Source organism: Mycobacterium sp. E2497 (genome assembly GCF_001668695.1).
In the GTDB taxonomy this organism is placed as follows: domain Bacteria; phylum Actinomycetota; class Actinomycetes; order Mycobacteriales; family Mycobacteriaceae; genus Mycobacterium.
This window is the reverse complement of the sequence record NZ_LZKD01000133.1, coordinates 1-23328: the sequence shown is the minus strand read 5'-3', so window position 1 is coordinate 23328 and position 23328 is coordinate 1. Positions and strand designations below refer to the sequence as shown.

General features: G+C 68.0%; 16 protein-coding genes and 2 pseudogenes. 6 read left to right on the top strand and 12 right to left on the bottom strand.

Going from position 1 to position 23328, the window contains the following annotated elements; translation table 11 throughout:
- Position 1 precedes the first annotated feature (1 nt).
- Together A5713_RS11190 and A5713_RS11185 are read left to right on the top strand one after the other, a co-directional pair.
- Complete coding sequence (locus A5713_RS11190) at positions 2–1381, top strand: SRPBCC family protein (RefSeq protein ID WP_068095479.1); 1380 nt, start codon at positions 2–4, stop codon at positions 1379–1381.
- A 221-nt stretch (positions 1382–1602) separates the two neighbouring features.
- Complete coding sequence (locus A5713_RS11185) at positions 1603–1791, top strand: hypothetical protein (protein ID WP_231980352.1); 189 nt, start codon at positions 1603–1605, stop codon at positions 1789–1791.
- Between the two features lie 15 nt (positions 1792–1806).
- Here A5713_RS11185 and A5713_RS11180 read toward each other — a convergent pair whose 3' ends face one another.
- Together A5713_RS11180 and A5713_RS11175 are read right to left on the bottom strand one after the other, a co-directional pair.
- Positions 1807–2469 carry a response regulator transcription factor gene (locus A5713_RS11180; protein WP_068095497.1) on the bottom strand — a complete coding sequence of 221 codons (663 nt, stop codon included), beginning with the start codon at positions 2467–2469 and terminating at the stop codon, positions 1807–1809.
- The gene (locus A5713_RS11175; protein ID WP_068095499.1) at positions 2469–3686 is read right to left on the bottom strand and encodes a sensor histidine kinase; all 1218 of its coding nucleotides are present in this window, start codon (positions 3684–3686) and stop codon (positions 2469–2471) included. The genes A5713_RS11180 and A5713_RS11175 overlap by 1 nt, the downstream gene beginning before the upstream one ends.
- A 134-nt stretch (positions 3687–3820) precedes the next feature.
- On the opposite strand from A5713_RS11175, the gene A5713_RS11170 reads away from it, so the two are divergent.
- Entirely contained in the window at positions 3821–4201 is a 381-nt protein-coding gene (locus tag A5713_RS11170; protein ID WP_068095477.1) for a hypothetical protein, read from the top strand.
- A gap of 10 nt (positions 4202–4211) precedes the next feature.
- Positions 4212–7055 carry an RND family transporter gene (locus A5713_RS11165; RefSeq protein ID WP_369804403.1) on the top strand — a complete coding sequence of 948 codons (2844 nt, stop codon included), beginning with the start codon at positions 4212–4214 and terminating at the stop codon, positions 7053–7055.
- On the opposite strand, the gene eccCa is transcribed toward A5713_RS11165, so the two are convergent.
- The 10 genes and pseudogenes from eccCa to A5713_RS11130 form a co-directional block, all read right to left on the bottom strand.
- Positions 7036–11241, bottom strand: coding sequence for a type VII secretion protein EccCa (eccCa, locus tag A5713_RS11160; protein WP_068095473.1), 4206 nt, complete (start codon positions 11239–11241; stop codon positions 7036–7038). The two genes, A5713_RS11165 and eccCa, sit on opposite strands and share 20 nt — an antisense overlap.
- Before the next feature lie 2 nt (positions 11242–11243).
- Complete coding sequence (gene eccB / locus A5713_RS11155) at positions 11244–12731, bottom strand: type VII secretion protein EccB (protein ID WP_067924840.1); 1488 nt, start codon at positions 12729–12731, stop codon at positions 11244–11246.
- Positions 12732–12733: 2 nt separating this feature from the next.
- Positions 12734–13564, bottom strand: a complete 831-nt coding sequence (locus A5713_RS11150) for a transglycosylase (protein WP_068095494.1) — start codon at positions 13562–13564, stop codon at positions 12734–12736.
- A gap of 186 nt (positions 13565–13750) precedes the next feature.
- Entirely contained in the window at positions 13751–14725 is a 975-nt protein-coding gene (locus A5713_RS11145; RefSeq protein ID WP_197509283.1) for a hypothetical protein, read from the bottom strand.
- 154 nt (positions 14726–14879) lie between these two features.
- A complete protein-coding gene (locus tag A5713_RS29685) occupies positions 14880–15311 on the bottom strand; it encodes a DUF5631 domain-containing protein (RefSeq protein WP_156751846.1) in 432 nt (143 codons plus the stop codon).
- A 15-nt stretch (positions 15312–15326) separates the two neighbouring features.
- Positions 15327–15578 (bottom strand): annotated as a pseudogene (locus A5713_RS29680) (DUF5632 domain-containing protein); the annotation flags it as partial.
- Positions 15579–17004: 1426 nt separating this feature from the next.
- Positions 17005–17565 carry a hypothetical protein gene (locus tag A5713_RS27520; protein ID WP_082972898.1) on the bottom strand — a complete coding sequence of 187 codons (561 nt, stop codon included), beginning with the start codon at positions 17563–17565 and terminating at the stop codon, positions 17005–17007.
- Between the two features lie 419 nt (positions 17566–17984).
- A complete protein-coding gene (locus tag A5713_RS11140) occupies positions 17985–18314 on the bottom strand; it encodes a DUF2563 family protein (protein WP_067924836.1) in 330 nt (109 codons plus the stop codon).
- 101 nt (positions 18315–18415) lie between these two features.
- On the bottom strand, positions 18416–18913 hold the full coding sequence (locus tag A5713_RS11135; protein WP_369804401.1) for a pullulanase: 498 nt from the start codon (positions 18911–18913) through the stop codon (positions 18416–18418).
- A gap of 36 nt (positions 18914–18949) precedes the next feature.
- Complete coding sequence (locus A5713_RS11130; RefSeq protein WP_068095469.1) at positions 18950–20386, bottom strand: CCA tRNA nucleotidyltransferase; 1437 nt, start codon at positions 20384–20386, stop codon at positions 18950–18952.
- 113 nt (positions 20387–20499) lie between these two features.
- On the opposite strand from A5713_RS11130, the gene A5713_RS11125 reads away from it, so the two are divergent.
- Together A5713_RS11125 and A5713_RS11120 are read left to right on the top strand one after the other, a co-directional pair.
- On the top strand, positions 20500–21234 hold the full coding sequence (locus A5713_RS11125; protein WP_067925321.1) for an NUDIX hydrolase: 735 nt from the start codon (positions 20500–20502) through the stop codon (positions 21232–21234).
- Positions 21231–23246 (top strand): annotated as a pseudogene (locus tag A5713_RS11120) (hypothetical protein); the annotation flags it as partial. The gene A5713_RS11125 and the pseudogene A5713_RS11120, both read left to right, overlap by 4 nt.
- Positions 23247–23328 lie beyond the last annotated feature (82 nt).

The window sequence follows — 23328 nt, the reverse complement described above, 5'->3', positions numbered from 1 at the left end:
GATGAACGCGCCCGCCGGCAACCCGACCCGCAGCCGCGACGAGGACGCGATCGGCACCCCGCCGGAGACCCCCGCGCTGGTGCCGGCGGAGCGGTATTACTCGCCGGCGTTCGCCGCGCTCGAGGTCGAGCGGATGTGGCCGAAGGTGTGGCAACTCGCGTGCATGGTCGACCACGTCGCCGCGCCGGGTGACTACTTCGAGTACCGGTGCGGACCGTACGGCGTGCTGATCGTCCGCGGCGACGACGGGGTGCTGCGCGCCTTCCAGAACGCCTGCCGCCACCGCGGCAACTCGGTGTGTGTGGGCTCGGGCTCGGGGCTGCGGGAACTCAAGTGCGGCTATCACGGGTGGACGTGGGACCTGGCCGGCGAGCTCAAGCGAGTGCCCGACCGAAAGGGGTTCGGGGCGCTCAAGCTGTCCGACTTCCCGCTGGTGCCGGCCCGGGTGGACACGTGGGAGGGGCTCGTCTTCGTCAATCTCGATCGCGACGCGGCACCGCTGCTCGCCTACCTGGAGGCGGTGCCCGACGATATCGCCTGGTGCCGGCTGAGCAACTTCCGCTGCTACGCCACGCTGACCGTCGAGGTCGACGCGAATTGGAAGACGATCGCCGACGGCTTCAGCGAGACCTACCACATCCAGACGCTGCACCCGGAACTGCTGCGTTGTGTCGATGACATCCATGCGCCCCAACAGATCTGGGGGCACACCGGCAAATCCGACCAACCCTACGGTGTGCAGAGCCCACGCTTCGGCGGGGCGCTGAGCGACGAAGAGGTTTGGGACGCCTACGTTTACACGCAGGGCGCTCTCATGGGCGCCGGCGAAGGCACCCCCTTCCCCGCGGACGAGCGACGGGACGGCCAGACGGTCCAGGATCTGATCGCCGCGCACACCCGGGCGTTCGCCGCCTCGCGCGGGGTGGACCTGGACTGGGCCGACACCGACCGCATCATCCGCCTGCACCAGTACAACGTCTTCCCGAACATGACGCTGCTGGCCAACGCCGACCACCTCACCGTCATGTGTTCGCGGCCCCGGCGCGATCCCGCCGCCACCCCCGATCAAGGCGAGCTGGTGATGTTCCTCATGACGCGGATGCCGCCGGGCGCCGCGCGCGCCAAGCCGACCGATGTGCGAATGAGCGCCGGTGAGGCCGAGCCGGGCGTGGTGCTCACCCAGGACATCCAGATACTCCCCGGCTTGCAGCGCGGCATGCATCAACCGGGTTTCACCCACGTGGTGCTGTCCAGCGAGGAGCGGCGGGTGATCAACATGCACCGCAACCTCGAGCGCTACCTCGACCTGCCCCCGTCCGAACACGTGCGCGACGGCGCCGCCCCATCGCCGCCGACAGAATTCGTGTTAGACACGCCGTAATCGGTCCGATGCGATTTAGAATCCGTTTCGTGATGACCCCGTCAAACCCGTGGGGGGAAGACCGAGGGCGACTCGCGCATCAGCTACAGATGCGATATCAACCACTCGCGCGAAGACGCGCGCGGCGAATGTGCCAGAGCTTCGAGCGGGTCGGCGTCCGCACGGAGCCAGACCGGCTGCAGCAGATGCTGTCGGGGGCGCCCCTCGCGCCTCATGAAGCGATGGACGTCAAATTCGCGTTGATCGCCCTGCGGATCGACCGGGAGACGCGCGCCGCCCGGTACAAGCGGCTGAAGCGACAAGGAACCCGCTCGCTGATGTTCGCCGGCCTGGTCCTGGTGGTGTTGAACTTCCTGATGTGCATGGCGTACTTCTTGCTCAATCTCGCCGAGCAGGGCACGTCTCTGTGATCCGCTGAGACTCCGTCAGCGCGGGACGACGATGCCGTTGTCGTAGGCGTAGACGATTGCCGCCGCGCGGTCCCGCAGGTCGAGCTTTCCGAAGATCCGGCCGATGTGGCTCTTGACGGTGACGCCGGAAATGCAGAGCTCGTCGGCGATCTCGGCGTTGGAGAAACCCCGGCCCATCAACGTCAGCACGTCGAGCTCGCGGGTCGTCAACTCGGCGATCGCGGTGCCGCGGGGCCCGGGCGCGGCTTTGCGATAGGTGGTCAACACCCGCGCGGTGACGGCCGGGTCGAGGTAGCTGTCGCCCCGGGCGACCGCCCGCACGGCGCGGATCAGTTCCTCGGCGGAGGAGTCCTTGAGCACGAAGCCGGCCGCCCCGGCGCGCAGCGCCTCGGACAGCAACTCGTCCTCGTTGAATGTGGTCAGCGCCAACACTGGCGGTGTCCCCCCGAGCCTGCGCGTCGCCTCGATGCCGTCGACCCGCCGCATGCGCAGATCCATCACGACGACGTCGGGCGGGTGCTCGGCCACCGCGGCGGGCACCTCGTCACCGTCGGAGCATTCCGCGACGATGACGAACCCGTCCTTGCGACGCAGGATCCGGCGCAGCCCCGACCGCACCAGGTCCTGGTCGTCGACGAGGAGCACGGTGATCTCGTGCGGCTCCGGGAGATGTGGGATCACGCCTTGCACCACCACGGCCGCCAACCCGCCTCGCCCTCGTGCAACGGTATGTCGGCGCGCACCGACCAGCCCTCCGGCGTAGGGCCGGCGTTGATCGCTCCGCCCAGCAGTTCGACGCGCTGGCGCATCCCGCGCAACCCGCGGCCCTCAGCAGACAGCGGGGCGGCGATCGCCACCGGCAACCGATTCTCGACCGTGAGGCTGGCCGAGACCGCCGAGACATGAAGCGCCACGGTCGCTTTCGAGTCGGGCGCGTGTTTGGCGATGTTCGCCAGCGATTCCTGGGTGATGCGATACAGCGCCAGGCCCACGGCCGCCGACACGCGCTCGGTGGGCCCCTCGACGCGCAGCGTGAGGTTCAGCCCGGCGCGCTGGAACTCCGCGACGAGCCCGGCGACGTCGTCGATACCGGGTTCGGGCGTCGTCTGCGCGGCTTTCGTCGGGGAGCCGTCCAGCAGCCCGACGGTCCGCCGGATGTCGGCCATCGCCTGCCGGCCCAGACGTTCGGCCTGTTCCAGCGCCTCGACCGCGTCATCGACGTCACGGTCCTGCTGCAGCCCTCGACGCGCGCCGGTCACGTGCAGCAGGGTGATGCTCAGCGAGTGGGCGATGACGTCGTGCACCTCCCGGGCGATGCGCCGCCGCTCGTCGGCCGCCGCGTGCTCGGCCAACAACTTCTGCGCCTCGATCTGTTCGGCCAGCAACAGCCGTTGCGTGCGCATCACGTAACCGAGAAGCCACCCCGCGCCGACGAAAGCCAGGTACAGCCCCACCGCGTCCAGCCGGTGCAGTGCGGACGCGGCGAGCAGCAGCGCGGCCACCGACGCGGCGGACAACAGGCCGACCGCGATAGAGCTCAACGTCGCGATGGACAACACCAGCAGCACCAGCAGCGCCGGGGCGAAATCGGCGTGAATGGGTGTCGACGTGCCGAACAGCATCATGGCGGTGGCCGTCATCCAGGTCGCCCACATCAGCCCCGGGCTGAGCTTCGTGTTCAGAAAGAAGAACACCAGCGTCGGCGCGATGGACACCGCGAACGCGGCCAACCCGACGGGCAGATCCGCGAAGGGGCGCTGCAGGATCGCGATCACCGCGCCACCGACATGGCTCACATCGACGGCGATGAACGACGCCCAGGTCAGACCGACGGGGATCAGCTCGCCCCGGCGGCGCAGCTGTTCGCGCACATATCTCGTTGCGGCACGCAACATCATCCAATCGTAGAAGGGCGCGCCACCAGCGCACATCATGCCGTGGGTGGCAATCGCCTCCTACCGTGGTAGGGGATGAAGACTGCACCTCGGCACGACGCGCACCACCCGGTCGCCTTCCTAGCGTTCCAGTCATGACATGGACACTGCTGCACGACCGGATGGCCTTCATGGCCGAAGTGATCAAAGCCGCCGAGACCGATCCCGAGGCGGCGCTTGCGTCGGTCGCCGGCTCACCCGAGGTGCCCAGGCTGTTCGGCGACGAGGAGGGCCTGCTGCTGTCGCTGGGACAGCGCTGGATCACCATGCTGGTGGCCAAGCTGGACCAGGCCGTCCACGAGGGCGTGGCGGCCGAGCAGGTGCGGGCAGATCTCGAGGCCGCCGAGCCCGGCCTGCACGCCCTGGTGCGGATCGGCTCGCGGCAATCACTGCGGCTGCGTTCCCTGTCTCGGGGCGAGCACGTCGCCGTGGGCCTCTTCGGCGGCCCGTCCGGCGATCGGCAGACCGTTGCATGACGGACGGGGAATGCTGAAGCGGCTCACCGGCCGCTACGCGGTGCTGGTCGTCGGCCTGTGGGTTCTGGCGGCCGCGGCCGCCAATGTGGTTGTCCCGCAACTGGAACGGGTCGTCGACTCGCACGCCCGATCGTTCATGCCCACCGACGCACCCAGCGCAGTCGCCGCGTCGCGGGCCGCCGAGTTGTTCGGTCAGACCCCGAGCAACAACTTCGTCTACGTTGTGCTGGAACGCAATCAGACGCTGACGACGGGCGACCGCCGGTTCTACGACGCGATGACGACGGCCCTGACTTCCGACCGGCGTCACGTGTACGCGGTGACCGACCTGTGGTCGCAGCCCACCACGGCCGCCGGCGCGCAGAGTCGGGACGGACGGGCCGTCAGCGTCATGGTGCGGCTGGCCGGCATGCTCGGCACGGCCCAGGCGCGCGATTCGGTCAACGCGGTCCGCGCCACCGTGCGGAACCTCTCACCGCCCGCGGGCCTGGCAGTCCATGTCACCGGGCCCGGTGCGACGATCGTCGACGAATTCTCCGCGATCGATCGACAGATGCTCGGCATCACCGCCGCCACCATCGGCCTCATCCTGCTTCTCCTGCTGGTCGTATACCGATCGCCGATCGCGGCCGCGATCCCGCTGATCTCCGTCGGTCTGGCACTAGCACTGGCCCGCGCCGTCGTCGCCGCCCTCGGGCAGGCAAATGTGGTTGAGGTGTCGCTATTTTCGGTCGCACTCATGGCGGCCATGACGCTCGGCGCCGGCACCGACTACGCGATCTTCCTGGTCGGCCGCTACCACGAGGGCCGCCGCCACGGCGTCCCGCCGCCCCAGGCACTGGCGGAGGCCTACCGTTCCATCGCGCCCGTCGTGATCGGGTCGGCACTGACCGTGTCGGTGGCGCTGGCCTGCCTGGTGTTCGCCCAGGTGGGTTCGTTCCGCAGCGCCGGGCTGCCCTGTGCCATCGGCATTCTGGCGACCATGCTCGCCGCGCTGACCCTCACGCCGGCCCTGATGAGCCTGGCCATACGCCGAGGCTATCTCGAACCGCGCCCGTCGACCACGGGTCGGCGCTGGCGCCGCGTCGGGACGGCCGTCGCCCGGTGGCCGGGTCCGATCCTGGTCACGGCGGGCGCGTTGACGCTGCTGGCCGCGCTACCGCTGGCGAGCATGCGGATCGGCTTCGACGAACCCGCCGCCACGCCGTCGGCCACCGACTCCAATCGCGGATACGTCGCCGCCGACCGCCATTTCGCGGCCAACGCGCTGCTGCCCGACGTCATCGCGATCCAAGCCGACCACGACCTGCGCAACCCGGCCGGCCTGATCGCCATCGAGCGAATCACCCGCCACATCATGGCCGTGCCGGGCGTCCGTGCGGTGCAGTCCGCCAGCCGCCCCGACGGCACGGTGCCCGAACAGGCCACCCTGAGCTATCAGGCCGGGGTGCTCGGCCGCCAGTTCGGGGACACCATGGACTCGCTTTCCCAGCGCCTCAGGCGAGTCTCCGAACTCGACGACGCGCTGGCGCAGACCCAGCGTGCGGTGGAGGGCCTCGGCAACGGATTGCGCGGCGGCGGTGCGGGACTGGCCGAGGTCTCCGGCGCGGCGCAGGACATGCGCGCCGGCATGGACGGGTTGCAGCACAACGTCACGACGGTCTCGGGTTACCTTGACCCGCTGCGCGACATCGTCGGGCGAACGCCCGACTGCGCCGCCAACCCGATCTGCTCGACGGTGGACCGCGTGCTCCAGCCGGTCGACGGCCTGGTGCAGACCTCGAGCCGCCTCAGGGCCGGCGCCGCGGAACTGACCAGCGGCTCGAGCACGGCCGCCGCCGCGATGTCCGGGCTTCCGCAGAGCATCGCGTCTATGAAAGACGCGCTGGCACAAGCGCGTTCGGCCACCCACGATCTGCTTGGCCTGACCGACACGCTCGGGCCCCAGATGCGGCAGTTGACCGACTACCTGGACGAGATCGCGACACAGTTCCGGGGCAGTGCGGCGGCCGATTTCTACCTGCCCCAACGGGCGCTGACCGATCCACGCTACGCCGCCGCGCTGGGCCACCTGATCTCCGAGAACGGCTGTGCCGCATACCTGTTGGTGTACGGCGACGGATCGGAGTGGGGTGCTGACGGGGCCAAGCGGGCAGATCAGGTGCGGGCCGCCATCAAGGAGGCCACCAAGGAAGGCACCCTGACCCCCACCGAGGTCGACCTCGCCGGCGTCGGCCCGGTGACCGCCGACCTGCAGCGCTTCGTCGCCGGGGACGTCAAGCTGCTCGTGGGCGCCGCATTGGTCCTCATCTTTTTGATCGTCACTGCGATGCTGCGCAGCCCGGTCGCCGGCCTGGTCGTCGTCGGGACCGTCGTCACCTCTTACGCATCGGCGGTCGGCGCCAGCGTGCTGATCTGGCAGCACGTGCTGCACCACGATCTGCACTGGGCCGTCGCACCGATCGCGTTCATCGCGCTGATCGCCGTCGGGGCGGACTACAACCTGCTGCTGGCGTTACGCATCAAACAGGAAGCGTCAGCGGGCCTGCGGACCGGCATCATTCGCGCCTTCGGCGGCACGGGCGGTGTGGTCACTGTCGCCGGCATCGTCTTCGGCCTGACCATGCTGGCGTTGCTCAGCAGCAGTGTGCTCAGCATCGCGCAGATCGGCACCACCATCGCGGTGGGGCTGTTGTTGGATACCCTGGTGGTGCGGGCGTTCATCGTGCCGTCCATCGTGGCGCTGCTGGGCCGTTGGTTCTGGTGGCCCCGCACGCTCCTCCGCCGAGCGGGCGCCTCCGTGGAACCCGTTGTGGCGCCGCCTGTTCCGGCCGCTACTGCTGCGGGACGGTGACAGTCGACGGCAGCCCGACCAGCACCCCTTCGACGTCGCCGTCGGCGCTGACCATCAGACCGCGTCCGGGCGGCAACGCTTGAGCGCGCACCGCGCGGTTGATCCGGTTCTGTGGGTCGTTGTCCATGTAGAGTTGTGCGACCTTCGCCGAGTTCTGGAACCTCATCCACGGATCCATCTGCAGCGTCGCCCAGTTCGCGCTGTTGCGGGTGGTGAACACGTGCAGGCCGATCTGCCGGGCGCGTTCCATCAGCTTCCACAACGCCGCGCCTACCGGGGGTTTGGGCGGGTAGCTCTGATCGGGGCGCAGGTCTTGGACGTCGTCGATGAGCACGAAATGCCGCGCTCCCTCCCAGGGTTTGAGCGCACGCAGCTCCTCCTGGCTCAAGCCCTTGGGAGGCAGCCGGGGCAGCAAGATCTGCTGCGCGAGTTGGGTTATCACCTCGTCGATCTCGTCCTGGTCATAGGCGTACGCGCGTACATAGCCGGGCCCGCTCAGGTCGCGCAGCCCATGCGGCGCGGTCTTGGGGTCGATGAGCGTCAGCTGTGCATCCTCGGGGCTGAATCGGCTCATGATCGCCTCGCCGATGGACACCAGCGACAGCGTCTTGCCGCAGCCCTGCCGGCCCAGGATCATCAGCCCCGGGCTCTCCCGGAGCTTGAGCGGAACCGGGCCCAGTTCGTGTCGCTCACCGATGGCGAAGGCGATCGACAGGTCATCGCCACTGGGATGCGCTGCCTCGTATTCGAGGATCGCCCGCAGCTCCACCCGCTGCGGAAGCCGCTGCAACGTCGCGTGTTTGGTCACGCCCGCCACCTCGGCGATCCGCCCGCCGACGTCGACGATGTTGACCAGCGCCCCGGTCGCGGGTTCGGTCAGGGCCGGGATGCCGACCCTCAGCTCGTGCAGGCTGTCCGTCAGGCCGAAGCCCGGCCGGTTCAGCGTCCGCCGCGCGGCATCACGCGACTCGAGCGACGAGTGCCCCATCTGGCTTTCGCTCGGGTCGGCCAGTCGCAATTGGATTCGCGCCGTGGCGTTTTGCAACAGGCTCTGCCGCTGCCCGTGGATCCAGCCGCCGGCGCTGCACATCACGTGGACCCCGTACTCGGGGCCGCGGCTGCTCAGCGAGATGATCCGATCCCCCAAGACGGTGTCTTTCGAGTACACGTCGTCGTAGTCGTCCACCACCACGAACACGTCGCCGAAGGGGTCGTTGGCGTCGGTACCGCCCAGCCCGTCGCTGCCCGGCGCGAACCGGCGCTCACGGAAGCCGTCGAGGTCGATCTTCAAGCGCCGGAACGAATTCTCGCGCGCATCGATCAACGCGTCCATGCTGCTGAGGATGCGTTCGATGCCCTCCGCGTCCTTCGGCGACACGATGTCGGTGACGTGCGGCAGCGACGCCGCCTGCGCCAGCGTGGCACCGCCGATGCAGAAGAACGTCACGCGCGCCGGGCTGTACATCGCTGCCGCCGAGCACATCAGCGTCATCAGCGTGGTCGTCTTGCCCCGCTGCTTGGCGCCCACCACGATCACGTTGCTGCGCAGCGCGTCGACCGCGTGCACGACCTGCTTGGACTCCTCGGGGATGTCCATCACGCCCACCGGAAACATCAGGCCCGCGTTCTGGCCGTAGTCCACATGCCAGGGCTTGCCGCGGTAGGCCGACACCAGCACGTCGACGGGCTGGGGGTCTTCCAGCGGCTCGAGCCAGGGCCGTCGCGGCGACCGGTGCGGGACATGCTGCAACGACTCGCGCAGCACGTCGACGATCTTCTTTCGCTTGAAACCGTCGTCGTGGTAGAGGAATTCGTCCGGTTCGGTGTCGACGGCGGCTGCGGCTTCCAGCGCCGCGGCGTCGGCCGTGTCGAGCGGCTGGTATTGCCAGTTGTAGAGGCGCGGCTTGGTCAAGGTCATGTCGACGGTGGTCGCGACCTCCTTGCCCTTCGGGACCACGAAGGGAGCCGAGAGGTAGAAGCAGCGGAACGGTTCGAGGTCACGCGGCCCCACCTTCAGCAGCGCGAAGCCGTTCTCTTTCGACGGCAGGTGATAGGCGGCGTCCGAACCGATCACCTCGCGGCTGTCGTCACCGGACTCGGCGCGCAGCGCGATCCGGAACGCGATGTTGGACTTGACCTTCTGCAATGATGACAGGTCCAGCCGCTGACCACCTAGCATGAAGAAGACGTTGGCGCCGCGGCCTTCCTGGCCGATGTGGATGATCAGGTTGATCCACTTCTCGTGGTTGGCAAAGAGTTCCAGGTACTCGTCGACAATGACGAGCAGAACGGGCACCGGCGGGAGATCCCGTCCGGCCAGCCGGATCTCTTCGTAGTCGTTGGCGTCGCGCGCGCCCACCGACGTGAACAGCTCATAGCGCTGCTTGATCTCGCCGTCGATGACCCTGCGCATCCGCTCCGCCAGATGGCGCTCGTCCTTGCCCAGGTTCGACAGCGCCGCCACGACGTGCGGGATGCCCATGATGTCCTGCGCCGCCGATTCGAACTTCATGTCGACGAAGATGACGTTGAACGTCTCCGGCGAGTGCGTCAGCGCGATGCCGTAGACCAGCGACAGGAAGAACTCCGACTTTCCCGAACCACTGGTGCCGATGACCACGGAGTGAAAACCGAAGCCGCCGAAGTCTTTCGCGCGGATGATGATGTTCTGCAGCTCGCCGGTGGGTTTCGCGCCGACCGGGATCTCGCACCACCGCTCGTCGCCGCGGCCGCGCCGCTCGGCCCATAACCGGTCGACGTCCAGCTCGCGGGGATCGACGATGCCAAGCCCGCGCAACAGTTCGGCGGCGCCGCCGGTCGAGTCGGCGATCTCGCTGCGGCTGGTCGGTGACCACCGCGCCATCGCCCGGGCGTAGCGGTAGGCGCGGTGAATCGACAGCTGGTCGGCATGGGCGAAGAACTTGCCGCGCACCCGTAACAGCGGCGCCGGGCGCCCGTCTTCACCGTCGGCGTCTGAGCCGTTCCGGCCCAATTTGACGTTGCCGTTGACCGGTGTGCTGTGCCGGTCGCCCATCTCGAACACCTGGTCCTGGGCGAACCCCACGCCGGTGCCGACGCGAGAGGCCAGGCGCAGCAGGGTAATTCCCGCCTTGCCGACCTGCCCGACCACGCTCTCCCACGCGTCGGGGCTGCCGGTGTTGTCGTCGACGATCACCAGGTGCGGTCCCAGATCGACGGCATCGCCGCCGGTCTCGAGCGCCGAACCCATCGCGGTCGGGCTGGCCGCCGCCAGCGGTGTCCACGCGCCGCGCTTGCCCTTCATGTGCAGCTCGGCGCCGAGGGTCTCCTCCAACTCTTCCGGGGTGGCGAAGACCAGGCGTCGCCAGCCGCAGGCGTCGAACAGCTCGTCGTGCAGGTTGTGCGGCAACCACACCATCCACGACCACACCTCGGGATTGCGGGTGACGACCATCAGTTTCACGTCGCGCGGGTTGTGAAACACCGCCAGCGAGCACAACACCGACCGCATCAGCGAGCGCAGCCGGTCCAGGTCTTCGCCGACGAAGCTGAAGCCCGGCGCCGACCGCAGGTTGACCACCTTGGCGATGTCGCGAATCTTGCGCTGCTCCAAAATGAAATCGCGCAGCGCCTGCCCAGTGACGGGTTCGAGTTCCTCGTCGGAGGCGATGTCGGGCCACGTCACCGACAAGACGGAGTCCGGGGCGTGTTGCACGCCGGTCCCCAACCGCACCTCCAAGAAATCCGCATCGCCGCGGCCGCGCTCCCACATCCGCGGGCCGCCGATGATCGCGCCCAGACCGTGTGGATCGGAGTGCACCGCGTGCTGCCATTCGCGCTGCGCGCACACCGCGCTCTGGATCTCGTCGCGGTTGGAGTCCAGGTCGCGCAGGTACCGGCGGCGACCCTTTTCCATTTCGCCCCAGGTGATCTTGCGAGCACGCCCGAAGCGTCCGGAGAACGCCAGCATGCTGAACGCGCCGATGCCCATCAAGGGGAAGAACCCGGTCGACAGGCTGCGCACGCCGGACACGTAGAGCATGACGATGGTGCCGATGAGCGCGACGATCAACGCCGGCACCCCGATCATCACCCAGATGTTGCGGGGCTCGCGCTCGGGCAGGGCGATAGGCGCACTCGGCGCTACCCGAACGGGTTTCGGCGGTTCGATTCTGACCCGGTTGATGGGAAACGCTTTCTTGGACATCCCTAGCCTCCCGCCTTCGCCGATGTCGTCACCACAGCCGCCTTGCCGAGCGCCGGCACGGTGTCGCGCGCCACGAGTGCCGCCTCCCGCGACAACGCCGGGCCCGCAGCGAACGTGCGCAGCAACGGCCACGGCGCCTGTACCGCCGAGGCCGGGTCGAGTCCAAGGGCGCGCAGCGTGTCGTCGTTGGCGGCGATGCCGAAGCGGACGCCGTTGTCGGACACCCAGAACAGCGATTCGCGCGAATCGGACGTGATCACCCCGCTGGTCGAGGTGACGAAGTTGGCCGCCCCCGGCAGCACCAGCACCTGGTTGGCGACCACCGAAGCCGGGTCCCGGTCGTCGCGCACCAGGTGCACGATCCGGTCGTCCAGGTAGGAGTACACCGGAAGCCCCCGCCCGTTGTAGACGACGACCCGGGCCTGCGGATCCGTCGAACCCTTCTCCCATCCGACGCAGGTGGTCGGATTCGCCGCGGTGTCAATGAAATTCAGGCGCTTGGTCGGGTAGTAATCGACGTCCAGCGAGCTCACCTGGGGGATGTTGACCAGCACGTCGGGGGTCACCACGCGCGGCGCTGTCGACCCGTAGGAGTTGGCGCTGCGGAGCAGGTCGGCGACGAAGCTGGTGATCTTCTGCACGCCGTCGGGCAGTAGGACGTAGAACTGCTTGCCGCCGCCGGCGGTTTGGGCCTGCAGCACCGCACCCACCTGCGAGCCGGAGACCCACGTCGACGGCGCGCCCGCCTGCGGGACGTCCGGGACGCGCAGCGGCTCGGTCGCCGGCAGCCCGTCGTAGAGCGCGCGCGAAATCTCCACCGGTGACGTCACTCCCGGATCCAGGCCCAGGCTCAGGGTGATCGCTCTGCTGGCCGGATCGACCTGCGAACGTTTGCCGCCCCAGATCACGTACGTGTTGCCCTCGAACGTCACGAGCACGCCGGCGTCGTCGGCCAGCGGTGCCGCGCGGTCACCGCCGTTGAGCGTGCCCGCGATTGACGTGACGACCGGCTTCTCCCCGCTGCGCGGGCGACCGGCCGTGTCGCACACGGCCCACGCGGAGATCGCGCCGCGGTTCACCGGCATCGCCGCGGGCGCGCCCGGGATACCGATCAGGGGCCCGGTCGGATACTTTGCGATCTCACCGCGCTTGACCCACGTCGGCGGGTTCGCCGTGCCGGTGGCCAGCCGGGCGGACGTCAGATTGAGGGCCGGATAGAGCCGGCCGTCGATGCGGGCGTAGATCGCGCCGGAATCGCGGTCGCCGATGATCGCCGATTCGCCAACCGCGCCAGTCGGTTTCAGCACGTTCAGTAACATCATCCACCCGGCGGCGATGGCCACCAACAAGATCGATAACACCAACGCGGCGGTCTGCTTGCGGTCGTCGTGCTTCATTCGGACCGAGAACCGGGTGGTCGCCGCGCGCAACCGTCGGTTGTAGAACAGGTGACCGGAATTCTGGTCACGGTTCGACAAACTCAGCGGCATGCTCAATACCCCTTCGGTGATCGGCGAGGATCGGCCTGCTGAATCAGATCGGCCAGATTCGACGCGTCCGCGGCGACGTGATAGCGGCCCATCGCATAGTTGATGAACGCGCACGCCTGCGCCACCAAGTTGTGGATATCGCGCGACGTGCCCGGCTCGTGATAGGCCGCGAACGTGGGTGCGATGAATTGCCAGGCACCCTTGCTCGGTGTCCCCCGCGCCGCGTTCGAATCCCAGCCGTTAACCGCGTTGGCGTTGTAATTGGATTCGCGGCGAGCGACCAAATCCATGCCGCGTTCCCAGCGGACACGTGCGGCCGGATCGTGAATCCCCTTGATATCCAATGCTTTACGAATCGCCGCCATGACGGCCCCGCGGCCGTTGCCCTGCCCGCCTCGCATCGCCGCCCCCCTCTGTCGGTAGCGCAGCCGCCGCAGCCGCAGCGCCAGGAGCCGTGCCCGCCGGCGCGAGTTCAGGATGTGGCGGTGCTGGGCGCGCAGCCTCGCCGCCATCCGGACCATGGCTTCACGTCGCGCCATCGGCGTGTCGGGCGTCGACGCGGCGTCGGTTTTGGCGTCGTCGAGGTTCGCCCGGGTGGTCACCCTCGCGTCCGCGTGGTCGGCGCGCGCCGCGGTCATGATTCGTGCCAGCGCGCGGTCGGTGTTGCTCGCCTGGCGGACTTCGTTCAGCGTGTTTGTCGACCTTTGCGCCGCGGCGGCGGGTAGGCCTTCGGTTCTGACGACAGCGTGATGCTGCGTCTTGTCGACCCGGGCGGCGGCGGCCTCACCGGCGAACAGCGCGTGGCCGCGGGCCAAGACCGCCACCGCGTGCATCATCAGCGGATCAGTCAATGACTGCCCCACCCTGGTCCCCTTTTTCCCACACCCTCTGGCCGCGCAAAACCGTACTCAATAGCATGCACGAATCGGCAGTTCCGCTGTCAATAACGAGCGATTACGTAGCGACCCTACTGCCGGGCGCGTGGACCGACCACTCACCTTCTGGCGAAGTGAGGCGGGTTATTCCTTCGCCTCGTCGTCGTTGGGCATGATGACGATTCGGCGATGCGGCCGGTTGGTGACCACGGTGGGTTTCTCCTCACCGGGCTTGGGCCCCGGCGGGCTCGGCGGCATCGTCAGGCGGCCCTTGACGGGCTGGCCGTTGGGCACGCCGGGCGCCGAGATTCGCTTCTCCGGAGGCTTCTCCTTGTTGCCGCCTTCGCCGTGGCCGCCCATCGCTCCGGGCGGCATCATCCCCATACCGCCCATGCCGGTCTGCCCCGACGCGGTCGGCGCGCCGCTGACTGGCGGCATCATCGCGCCCTTGGCCGCCCCGGCGGGGGTAGTCGGCGGGGATGACGTCGGCACCGGAGGCGGACCCAACGAGCTGGCCGGGGTAGTGCCGCCACCGCCCAGGCCCGCGCCGCCACCGCCCGAGCCCAGGCCGCCGCCGGCTCCGGAGCCCGGGCCGACGCTGTCGACAAGGTGCGCGTCGCTTGCCAGTCCGGCTCCGTGGGCGCCGCCCTGGACTGCACTCATCAGCGGCTGGATGGCGCTTTGGCCGGCCTGCATCGCCTGCTGCGGGAGCTGCGTCAGCGGCTGCATGATGCCGCCGACCGCGCCGCCGAGCGCACCCGTGATGCTTTGCAGCATCTGCTGCATCATCTGCGGGGCTTGTTGACCGACGTTTTGCATCTGCTGTGCTGACTGAGCTTCGTTTTCGGGAAATTTCGCGGCCGCGTCGGCGGCGTGCGCTCGACGGTCCGCGTCTCCTTGGACGCTGTCGGCCGCATCCTTGGGCACGCCGGCACCGGAAGCCGCATAGAGCCCTGCACCGGCAGCACCCGCAGGCGACGGGTCCGGCGGCGGCGGGGGTGGCATCGTCACCGGTGGCGGCGGCACTATCCCCAGTCCCTGCAACAGGATCTCCGGTGTGATTCGGATCGGGGCGCCACCAGGGCTCGGGGGAAACGCCGGTACCGCATCACCGGTCATGACCTCACCCCCATCACTATGGCCCAGTCACCATTTCGCTTGCCGCGTTGCAGTGTCATTCTGTCACAGGCGCGCTGACGGCGTATTCACGTCGTTGCGACCTTGTACTTCCGCGCCTCAGTAACATCACCTTGGGTACGCCGATGCCCCGCTCTCAAGCCCTTCGTCGGCTAATTGCGGCAAACCAGGCAAGGTGATAATTCACGAGGTACTCATGCCCATCGATCATGGCCTTGATTGCCGATAGCAGCATCCAATCCCCGACGGCTGCCGGATCGTGATTGGGATAAGCATTCATTGTCGACTGCTGAATATCGCCGATGCATGTCCGCAGTAGCTCGGCTTCGCTTCCTAGCACGCCGGTTTTCCGCACAGCCGGGGCGACGACTGCTTGTGCGATCCGTGGCAGACCGTCGCGACGGCGAACAGTCTCCACCAATGTAGGCCCCAATTCGTCGACGTGGGGTGCTGCTGAGCGCGCTGGACGGTCGCCATTTAGCGTGGGAGCTTCGGGGTCCGATTCGGCGACGTAAGTGTTGTGCTCATAGGCAGCGGCAACCACTACGGCCCCCAGCAAGTCCACCACGCTCGCATCTCGGTGACGTGCGGCTGGCTCAAGCAGGGTTATGTGGCCCGGCAATCGCACATGGGGCGGAATCCATCCGCCAGCGAGGTCAGTGACCAGCAGGCTAGTGGTGCCATCGTCGCGTAGTCCGGCTGCCCATGACAGTCGTGGCTCTTGGCGCGCCACCGCATCAACGAGTCGCTGCAACCGCTGCTGCTCGGCCGCCCTACTGGATATTGCGCCAGCGGTTGCGCCGGCCGCTGCAGATGCCGCGGATGCGCCGGCCATTGTCGAAGAGTTCGCACTCGCCTGCGCGGCGGCCCCCGAAGCCGCGCGTTCCACCGGAGAAACCAACGGCCCCCCCGCTGATGGGGAGGAACCCGGCGACGGTGCGACCGGCGCACCCGATACCGGGCCCGTTGGGGCTGAAGGCATGGCTGGGGGCGCCGCAATCGGTGGCCGCAGATCCGAGCCGTATGCAGGCAATGGCCCCGCGGGGCCACCGGGGTTCCCGCCTATAGCTGCTGGTGTTCCGGACCACGATCCGCCGGTTATGACTGGCGCGATCGGAGCTGTGCCTGTGGCCGGTGGCGCGGGAGCGGCTGGCGCGGGTGTGTCAACCGGGTTGCTCGCGGGAATGAAAACCCCCCCGCTAGGCGCGGTCGGCGTTACCGGCGCCGTCCCCATAGGGGTTTCAGACTGCGGCGGTGTACCACCTCCCAACTCCATCGCATTGATCGCACCTGACGAAATCCCTTGAGCGCCGGCACCGGCCGGCTGCCCTGTCGCCATGCCACTCGCGAAAGACTGGGCTAGGTTTGGCGCGCTGCCTTGTCCCATGCCGACTGATGCCATCGATCCACCGGGCACGCCGGGCATCGCAGACCCCACCGATCCACCGGTACCGGGCAACGGCGTGCTCGGCGAAGGGGAAGCCGGAAGAGTCCCTGTGTTACCGCGCCACCCAGCCCCGACTACCCCAGGGGAGGCAGCCTGCGCACCATGACCTTGCACACTGGCCGCAGCGCCACTGTCTTGTCCGCCGTGTTCTGCAACACCAAACGACATCGCTGGCCCGGATGGATGCTTCACTTCACTGCCACCACCATGTTCGCCACTTCCGAATGCTGGCTTTAAGTCATTCGCACTGATTGACTGGGGTGGTGGAGCGCTGTCGATATTGAGGCCGTGCTCACGTGCCCACGTTCGTGCGTCAGTTCCGACACCTTCGATGTCGAGAATTTTCTGCGTGGCGCCCACAATCTTATTCGTCGCGTCCCGGCTTGCGTTCGCTGCGTCGGCGTTGCAGCCCTCTTGGATCGTATGTATTTCGGCTAATTGCTGCGGTAGCGGCTCTTTCGATGCGAGAATCCGATCTATATCCTGGTCACCCTTAGTCGCTATTTCGGTCAGACGGCTTCGGAGGAAATCTATGGCATCTGCGCCGGAATCGAATGCCTCCGCTTTCGTTTGATATTTCTCTGCAGCATCCATGTGGAACTTTGCGCCATCGTGAAAACGCGCAACAAGATCGTCTGCGGTATGGCCTTGATTATTTGCAGCTAGTAAATTCTGAAAGGCGGTCAACTGGTGGGAGTACTGCTGTTGCTCTAAGCAAGCCTGCCTCCAGTGCTGTGCGGCGCCGCGCATCGCCGTCGAGGGCGCCGACCACCATGGACCGATCAGCAACGCCGTCCACCTGCCGGGCGGAAGGTCAAGCACCACCACATACCTGTTTCATCGCTGCGTCTTTGGCTATAACGTCGTCGAGCGCGGCCTGCCATTCAGAATCTGAAACCACACCATTCGTGGCTTTTGCCGTCGCAGTTAAGTACGCGGCAGCTAACGCGCGGGCGGTGTCACGGTGTTTAGCGTCGAGGGCTGGGTCTGCGGCTGCATTCTCGAGCATGACGGCTGCGTTCGTAGTGGCGGTGCGAGCCAGGGCTTTGTCGCTTCCGTTCGTGTCAACTTGCACGGCTCGAGCTACCAGTTTGTAGGTGTCGCAGAGCTTTTGTTGGGCCGCCGCGGTCTCTCCACCGTTATAGGCGGGTGTCGTGGTCGTGGTCGTGGTCGTGGACGACGAGCGAGAGTCCGCCGGTCGCGTTAAGGCCAGAATTAGAGCGATGATGGCCACCGCGGCGGTTAGGACTACCGCAATCGCCAGCCAACGCAGCGAGTGGCGCGCAGGCAACTCAGCATAGCTCGGTGGCCGGTTTGCAATGGACGACTGCGGGGCCGGGCCCTCGACAGGCCCCCAAGGCTGGCTCTCCACCATGCACCCTCCTCACCGCCGACAAACGTGTGGAGACGATCTGTCGGGAATTGCGCGCACATCCCCGCTCCATAGTGGGGCAGACGGCTCCCAGGCAGCAATTCACCGGTCATTACGACCTCGTCTCAGTCCCGCTGTCCCTGCCATCTCTGTAGGTGCTGAACGCGGCGTCGGAAGGACCGACCAGTTGAAGGGTCGAAATACGACTCGCCCCTCGCTTCCAACTTGGGAGTAGGCGTAGGCGCATTACCTTGGGCACCACCAGGCGGCCACCCGTTCATGGGTCTGGCACAACGTCGTTTGCCGCACAGCCTAGGTACGTGGCGCAGCCGGGAAAGGGTAGTTCGGCGCGCCCCGCGATCCAACAGGGTGGCCTCTCATCGCTCCGTCGGTTTCGATCGGAGGGGCGTGGTGGCTTTCGCTCAGATGCGTGAAGTTCTTGTACTCGCCCCAGGCCGCACCGCCCGCAGCTCGCCCGCGTTGTGCTGGTCCATGTCGGTGAATCCCCTGGCAGCGTAGTGCGCCTTCGCGCCGACGTCGGTCAGTGTCTGCTTATGCCCTTCCAGGGTCTGCATGTGCTGCGTGTGTGCCGCCGTCACTGCCGAATGGAATGAATCGGCCGCGGCGAAGTCACCGAACATCCCCGACCCCAGCGGTCCCTGCGCGAGTTGGTCGGCGCCCTCTTGGGCGTGCCCGCCCGCGCGGTGTGAGTCGTTGCCTCCGGAGTGCAAAAGCACGGTGTCGACGAACATTGCCACCCCTTTCGAACTGATCGGGCAACGTGTACTGACCAGGCTAAATATCCCCATGGCGGTGGTCAATTCACGTTGCCTCCACCCACCCACAACACGTCTTACAGCGCGCTCGCCCCGTCGGCTAAGCCGTCGCCGTCCGTATCACTCAGCCTGACGTTCCACTTGCCGTCACCATCGGTGTCGACGTATCCGGTGACGCCGCCTTCATCCGTGCACAGCACCCGGTCGGCCACCCCGTCGCCGTCCAAATCAATGAGTCGGTCATTCACGCCACCATGACCGTCGAAGTCGACCAGCGGGCCACCGGTGTGCTCGACGCCGTCGAGCCCGGACCATCGCAGTTGCCGGCCCTGCTCCGTGGCCACGCCCCACGTCCCAGATCCGTCGTCGGTGAAGTACGCCTCGGGAGTGCCATCGTTGTCGAGGTCGAGCACCGCGTGATCGGCGATGCCGTCACCGTCAAGGTCCGCGAGCGCGTCGTCGCGCAGGCCGTCACCGTCGAGATCCAGCCCGAACGCATCAAACCGGCCGTCGCCGTCCAGGTCGAGGTCCAAGTCATGGTGAAAGATATCCGCCGTGCCGTCGTCGGCACCCATGCAATAGTCCACGAAAGATCAGACGGCACAACGCCGTTACTGGTTCCCCCGCGAGCGCCACCAGCTCAGCAATTCGGCGCTCGCCTCGTCGGCCGTCAGCGGTCCGCGCTCCAATCGCAGCTCTTTGAGGAATCGCCACGCCTCGCCGACTTGCGGGCCGGCCGGGATGTCGAGCAGCGTCATAATCTGGTTGCCGTCCAGATCCGGACGCACGCGCTCCAGATCCTCCTGGGCGGCCAGTTCGGCGATCCGTGCCTCTAACCGGTCGTAGCTGGCCTGCAACCGGGCGGCCCGGCGCTTGTTGCGGGTGGTGCAGTCGGCCCGCACCAGCTTGTGCAGTTTCGGTAGCAACGGCCCGGCGTCGGTGACGTAGCGGCGCACCGCGGAATCGGTCCATTTCCCCTCGCCGTACCCGTGGAACCGCAGATGCAGATAAACCAGCTGCGAGACGTCCTCGACCATCTGCTTGGAATACTTCAACGCCCGCAACCGCTTTCGCACCATCTTGGCACCCACCACCTCGTGGTGGTGGAAGCTCACGCCGCCGTTGGCTTCGTGCCGCCGGGTGGCGGGCTTGCCGATGTCATGCAGCAGCGCGGCCCAGCGCAGCACCAAGTCCGGGCCGTCGTCCTCCAGCGCGATCGCCTGCCGCAGCACCGTCAGCGAATGCTGGTAGACGTCCTTGTGCTGGTGATGTTCGTCGATGGCCATCTGCATGCCGCCGACCTCGGGCAGCACGACCTCGCCCATCCCGGTCTGCACCAGCAGATCGATGCCGGACACCGGGTCGTCGCCGAGGAGCAGCTTGTCCAACTCGGCGGCCACCCGTTCGGCGCTGATCCGCGCCAGCTCGGGGGCCATCGCCTCGATCGCGTCGCGCACCCGCGGCGCGACGGCGAAGCCTAGCTGCGAGACGAACCGGGCCGCACGCAGCATCCGCAGCGGGTCATCGCCGAAGGACACCTCGGGTGCGGCCGGGGTGTCGAGCACCCGATCGCGCAGGGCCGCCAAACCGCCGAGGGGATCGAGGAATTCGCCCGGCCCGTCCGGCGTGATGCGCACGGCCATCGCGTTCGCGGTGAAATCGCGGCGCACCAGATCGTCCTCGAGGCGCTCGCCGTATTGCACCGCGGGTTTGCGCGACACCTGGTCGTAGGCGTCGGCGCGAAACGTGGTGATCTCCAGGCGGTGTTCACCCTTGCCGACCCCGATGGTGCCGAACTCGATGCCGGTGTCCCACAAGTGGTCGGCCCAGCGCCGCAAGATCTGCTGCACCTGTTCGGGGCGAGCGTCGGTGGTGAAGTCCAAGTCGGGGCTCAGCCTGCCCAGCACGGCGTCTCGCACCGAGCCGCCGACGAGGTACAGCTCACTCCCTGCGGCCTGGAACGCCGAACCCAGCTCGCGCAGCATCGGCGCGTGTTGGTTCAGGGCAACTGCGGCGGCGGCAAGCAGCTCCACATCGGCTTCGGGCACGTTCGGTCAGCCTAGTAGGCGGGATCGCGAGACGACTGCCCTGCGCCCGCGCGGGCCCGCCCAGCGGCGAGTATGTCCTGGGAGACGATGTCGTGCCAGCTACTATCGCTTGGGTGTCGGACGGCGAACAACACAAGCCACGTCGACGCCGGGGGCGGCGGCGCGGTCGTGGCGCTGCGAGTTCGACCGAGAACCAGACCAACGGTCAAACGCCCGCCGACTCGACGACGACGAAATCGCGCCGATCCCGTTCGCCTCGCCGCGGACCGGACCGGTTACGCACCGTGCACGAAACCTCCGCCGGCGGACTCGTCATCGACGGCCTCGACGGCCCGCGTCACTCCCAGGTCGCCGCGCTGATCGGCCGCGTCGATCGGCGGGGACGGATGCTGTGGTCGCTGCCCAAGGGCCACATCGAAATGGGCGAGACCGCCGAACAGACCGCTATAAGAGAGGTCGCCGAGGAGACCGGCATCCGCGGCAGCGTGCTGGCCGCGCTGGGACGCATCGACTACTGGTTCGTCACCGACGGCCGCCGGGTCCACAAGACCGTGCACCACTACCTCATGCGCTTCTCCGGCGGCGAGCTGTGCGACGAGGACCTCGAGGTGGCCGAGGTGGCCTGGGTGCCCATCCACGAGCTGCCGTCGAAACTGGCCTACGCCGACGAACGCAGGCTGGCCCGCGTGGCCGATGAACTGATCGACAAGCTGCAGAACGACGGCCCGGCCGCACTGCCGCCGTTGCCACCCACCTCTCCGCGGCGCCGCCCGCAAACACACTCGCGCGCCCGGCACGCCGACAAGCCGGACACCAGCCGCAAGAACGGCCACGGGCCCGGGCCGTGACGGCTTCCCGACTGTGCTTGTTGCGCCTCGCGGCGGTGATCGGCATCGTGGCCGGCTTCGCGATGCTCACCGCGCCTGTCATGCCGCGCGCAGCCGCGGGCGAACCCGGCGTGACGCCGTTCGTCCGGGTCCGGATCGACCAGGTCACCCCGGACGTGGTCACCACGTCCAGCCCGCCCGTCGTCACCGTCAGCGGCATGGTGACCAACATCGGCGACCGCCCCGTCCGCGACGTGATGGTCCGCCTCGAGCACGCCGGAGCGGTCACCGCGTCCGCGAGCCTGCGAACCACCCTCGACGGCGACACCGACCAGTACCAACCGGCCGCCGACTTCCTCACGGTCGCTCCCGAGCTCCAGCGCGGTCAGGAAGTCGGCTTCACGCTGTCCGCGCCGCTGCGCTCGTTGACCAAGCAGTCCTTGGGCATCGACAAACCCGGCATCTACCCGGTCCTGGTCAACGTCAACGGCACGCCCGACTACGGCGCCCCCGCCCGTCTCGACAACGCACGATTCCTGCTGCCCGCGGTGGGCATACCACCCGACCAGGGCGCCGATCTGGTCTCGGCCGTCGCGCCCGATACCTCTAAACCCGTGTGGCTCACCATGCTCTGGCCGCTGGCCGACCGGCCGAGGCTGGCCCCCGGAGTGCCAGGTGGCACCATCCCGGTGCGCCTGGTCGACGACGACCTCGCCACCTCCCTGGCCGGCGGCGGCCGGCTGGACATCCTGCTTTCCGCGGCGGAAGTCGCCACCAGCCACGACGTTGACCCCGACGGGGCCGTCGGCCGCGCATTGTGCCTGGCCATCGACCCCGACCTGCTCGTCACGGTCAACGCGATGACTGCCGGCTACGTGGTGTCCGACTCGCCCGAGGGTCCCGCCCAACTTCCGGGCACCCCGACGCATCCGGGCGGAGGACAAGCGGCGGCGACGGAGTGGCTCAACCGGTTGCGCGCGCTGGCTCACCGCACCTGCGTCGCGCCGCTCCCCTACGCCCAGGCCGACCTGGACGCCCTGCAACGCGTGAACGACCGCGGGCTGAGCGCCGCCGCCACCACCGCCGTCAACAGCATCGTCGATCGCATCCTGGACGTGCCTTCCGCCCGCGGCGCCACGCTGCTGCCCGACGGCCCGTTGACCAACCGCGCCGTCAACCTGCTCGGCGCCAACGAAAGCACCGTCGCCGTCGCCGCCGCCGACTTGTCCGCCGATGCGCAGGGATCCTCCTCCGACGGCGCCGTCGACACCGTGCCGCGGCGGCTGTCCCCGCAGGTTGTGGTCGCCCCCTTCGACCCGGCGGTGGGCGCCGCGCTGGCCGGCGCGGGAAGCTCCCCGGCCGTCCCGACCTACCTGGACCCTTCTCTGACCGTGCGCCTCGCGCACGACTCGGCGACCGCGCGCCGCCAGGACGCCCTGGGCTCCATGTTCTGGCACGCGTTGCGCCACGACGACGCACCGCGTACGCAGCTTCTGGTCCCACCGGCGACGTGGAACCTGCAGGCCGACGACGCCCACGTCATCCTGACGGCGCTCACCACCGCCATCCGGTCGGGACTGGCGGTTCCCCGGCCGCTGCCGGCGGTCATCGCCGAGGCCAACCAGGCGGGACAAGACCACGCCGATCAGCCGGAAACGGTGGGCGCCTACACGTCCGCCCGCGGGCGATTCGGCGACGACGTCACCGGCGCGATCGCCGGCCAGGTCGGCCGGCTGTGGGGCCTGACGTCGGCGCTGAGCACCGACGAACGCACCGGGCTGACCGGCATCCAGTACACCGCCCCGCTGCGCGAGGACATGCTGCGGGCGCTGAGCCAATCCGAGCCGCCCGACACCCGTAACGGGATGGCCCAGCAACGCCTTGGCGTCGTCGGCAAGACGATCAACGACCTCTTCGGTGCGGTGACCATCGTCAACCCGGGCGGGGCGTCGACCTGCAGGCGCACGCGAATGGGAACGGCCAGGCCGTTGTGCAGCGCGAGCGGCAGTGGGCTGTGCTCGGTGGCCAGGGTGTAGGAGCCGCCCGGGTTGACGAGGTCACCGCACCGAAGAGGTCGTTGATCGTCTTGCCGACGACGCCAAGGCGTTGCTGGGC

Bases quoted from the DNA above. Each gene is read 5' to 3' on its own strand.
- A5713_RS11190 (WP_068095479.1), top strand. From the start codon at position 2: ATGAACGCGCCCGCCGGCAACCCGACCCGCAGCCGCGACGAGGACGCG.
- A5713_RS11185 (WP_231980352.1), top strand. From the start codon at position 1,603: ATGGACGTCAAATTCGCGTTGATCGCCCTGCGGATCGACCGGGAGACG.
- A5713_RS11175 (WP_068095499.1), bottom strand. From the start codon at position 3,686: ATGTTGCGTGCCGCAACGAGATATGTGCGCGAACAGCTGCGCCGCCGG.
- A5713_RS11170 (WP_068095477.1), top strand. From the start codon at position 3,821: ATGACATGGACACTGCTGCACGACCGGATGGCCTTCATGGCCGAAGTG.
- A5713_RS11165 (WP_369804403.1), top strand. From the start codon at position 4,212: ATGCTGAAGCGGCTCACCGGCCGCTACGCGGTGCTGGTCGTCGGCCTG.
- eccCa (WP_068095473.1), bottom strand. From the start codon at position 11,241: ATGTCCAAGAAAGCGTTTCCCATCAACCGGGTCAGAATCGAACCGCCG.
- eccB (WP_067924840.1), bottom strand. From the start codon at position 12,731: ATGCCGCTGAGTTTGTCGAACCGTGACCAGAATTCCGGTCACCTGTTC.
- A5713_RS11150 (WP_068095494.1), bottom strand. From the start codon at position 13,564: ATGCACGCGGTGGCGGTCTTGGCCCGCGGCCACGCGCTGTTCGCCGGT.
- A5713_RS11145 (WP_197509283.1), bottom strand. From the start codon at position 14,725: ATGACCGGTGATGCGGTACCGGCGTTTCCCCCGAGCCCTGGTGGCGCC.
- A5713_RS27520 (WP_082972898.1), bottom strand. From the start codon at position 17,565: ATGGTGGAGAGCCAGCCTTGGGGGCCTGTCGAGGGCCCGGCCCCGCAG.
- A5713_RS11140 (WP_067924836.1), bottom strand. From the start codon at position 18,314: ATGTTCGTCGACACCGTGCTTTTGCACTCCGGAGGCAACGACTCACAC.
- A5713_RS11135 (WP_369804401.1), bottom strand. From the start codon at position 18,913: ATGGGTGCCGACGACGGCACGGCGGATATCTTTCACCATGACTTGGAC.